The organism is Spirillospora sp. NPDC049652, from assembly GCF_040675125.1.
Lineage (GTDB): Bacteria > Actinomycetota > Actinomycetes > Streptosporangiales > Streptosporangiaceae > Spirillospora.
This window is the reverse complement of the sequence record NZ_JBFAOF010001059.1, coordinates 1-2,315: the sequence shown is the minus strand read 5'-3', so window position 1 is coordinate 2,315 and position 2,315 is coordinate 1. Positions and strand designations below refer to the sequence as shown.

2 protein-coding genes are annotated in these 2,315 nt (G+C 75.4%); one reads left to right on the top strand and one right to left on the bottom strand.

All coding sequences use genetic code 11. The features are described from left to right. The coding region (locus AB0J52_RS36855) for a serine/threonine-protein kinase (RefSeq protein ID WP_500187542.1) at positions 1 to 1,002 on the bottom strand (1,002 nt) is incomplete at its 3' end. Positions 1,003 to 1,321: 319 nt separating this feature from the next. Here AB0J52_RS36855 and AB0J52_RS36850 point away from each other — a divergent pair. Continuing rightward, positions 1,322 to 2,315 (top strand): polysaccharide deacetylase family protein (locus AB0J52_RS36850; protein ID WP_500187541.1); only part of this gene is annotated, 994 nt, incomplete at its 3' end.

Genomic DNA, 2,315 nt, shown 5'->3' with positions numbered 1-2,315 from the left:
CTCGGGCGTCGCCTGGGCGGACTCTCCGGCCGCGCCGGACGGCCCCGGCGGCGGGGTCGGCGCGGGGACGATCCGGCGGTCCCCGGGCGGCCGCTGCGGCTGCGGTCTAGAAGGGCGCGGTGACGGCGGACTCGGGGGCGGCGGCTCGTCCCACGCCTCGTTCAGCGTGGTGGAGACGGCGGACTCGGACACGCCGCCGACCAGCCCGAGCAGCAGGTCCTGCGCGCTCGGCCGCCGGCCGGGGTCCTTGGCGAGCGCCCGCCGGACCAGCCCGGCCAGCGGTTCGGCGGTGAGCGCGCCGAGGTCGGGCTCGGCGTGCAGGGACCGCGCGATCATGATCTCGAACGAGCCCCGGCCGAACGGGTTGTGCCCGCTGGCGGCGTAGGCGATCAGGCAGCCCCAGGCGAACACGTCCACGGCGGGGGTCACGCTCTGCCCGCTGACCTGCTCGGGCGCGATGTAGCCGGGGGTGCCGACGACCTGGCCGGTGCGGGTGTGCGAGACGGCGACGTCCAGCGCCCGGGCGATCCCGAAGTCGATGACGCGCGGCCCGGTCAGCGACAGCAGCACGTTGCTCGGCTTGAGGTCGCGGTGCACGATGCCCGCCCCGTGGATCGCGACCAGCGCCGTGGCCACGCCGACCGCCACGCCGGTCACCATGCCCTCGCCGAGCGGCCCCTGCTGGTTCATGTGCTGCAGTAGCGACGGGCCCTCGATGTACTCGGTGACCAGGTACGCCAGCCCCAGGTCCTCGCCGTGTTCGAGGACCTTGGCGGTGCAGAACGAGGCGACCCGCTCGGCGTTGACGGCCTCGTCGTGGAAGCGCGCGAGGAACGCCGCGTCCCCGGCCAGCTCGGGCCGGACGACCTTCACCGCGACGCGGCGGCCGTCCTCGGCGCGGCCGAGGTAGACCGCCCCCATCCCGCCCTCGCCGATCTTGGATTCGATCCGGTACGCGCCGACGCGCACCGGATCGTCCGGTCCCAGTGGCCGACCCGCCATGGCGATCACCCTGCGTTCCCGAGCTCCGCCCGTCCGTGCGGATTCCCCCGACCGTCACACGATGACAGAGCCGCGGTCGGTAGGGCCAGAGCCATAAGGAGGTCAAGGGGAGGTAAAGGAGAATCGGCGATGGGGCAAACCTGGTTCATGACCGTCCAGAAAGGGGGCCACCCCCTCCCTGTCCGCCCTAGTCTGCCGTTCTGTCTGATTAGTCGGGATTTTGGCTGGTGGGAGTGGCGTGCGGCCTCTGGGGCGACCTGTGCTGCGGCCCGCGTGGTGGCCGGTGCCGCGGCCCACGCGTGGGCTCGCCGGTGGGCCCGTGCGGCGGCGCGGTGGGGCGGCCGTCCTCGCGGTGGGGCTGCTGCTCGGCGCGGCGGCGACGGGCTGCGCGGGCACGGGCGGCGGCGGACGGGAGGCCGCGCGTTCCGAAGGCGGGTCCGACCCCACCCTGCCGAACGCGGTGGACCCCGCGACCGTCGCCGGGCTGCGGACGGTCACCCGCGCCGAGGAGGACACGCGCCGCCGCCTCTTCACCGCCTACCCCGTGGTGCCGGGCGCACGGCCGCTGACCGACCGGCTCGCCCAGGCCGTGGACGACCTCGCCGACCCGTACGAACGGGAGACCGGAAGCGGCCGGGACGCGCCCGGAACCCTCGTCCCGGAGCTGAACGTGCAGTGGACGCTCACCGCCGCGTCCGCGAACGTCGTGGGCGTCCGGCTCACGAGCTGGAAGTCCCAGGGCGCCGGGACGGGCGAGACCCGCCGCACGTACTGGTACGACGGCCGCACCGGACGGGCCGTCGACTCGGCCGCCCTGGTGCGGGACGGGTCCGGGCTGGACCGCCTCGCCGAGCGGGTGCGGGCGCGGATCGAGGCCAAGGCCGACCCCGAGCGCGTCACCTCCGACCCCGCGACCTTCGCGTCCATGGCGTTCAACGCCGACGGCGACCTGGTCGTGGAGTTCAGCGACCACTCGGTGGCCCCGGCCGCGCCCGGCCGGGTGGCGGTCGCGCTGTCCGCCTCGGAGTTCGAGCCGCTGCTGTCCGACCTCGGCCGTCGCGCCCGCGCCGCGTCCCTCGCCGCCCAGCCACGCCTCATGCGGGGCACGCGCACCCCGGAGGCCGCCAACACGTCCGGGCGTGTGGACTGCAGGGTGGCCAAGTGCGTGGCGCTGACGTTCGACGACGGACCCGGCCCGGACACCTCCCGCCTGCTGGACGAGCTGCGACGCGCGAACGCCCGCGCGACGTTCTTCGTGGTCGGCTCGAACGTGTCCGCCCGCCCCGAGCTGGTGGCGCGGGCGGCGGCCGCGG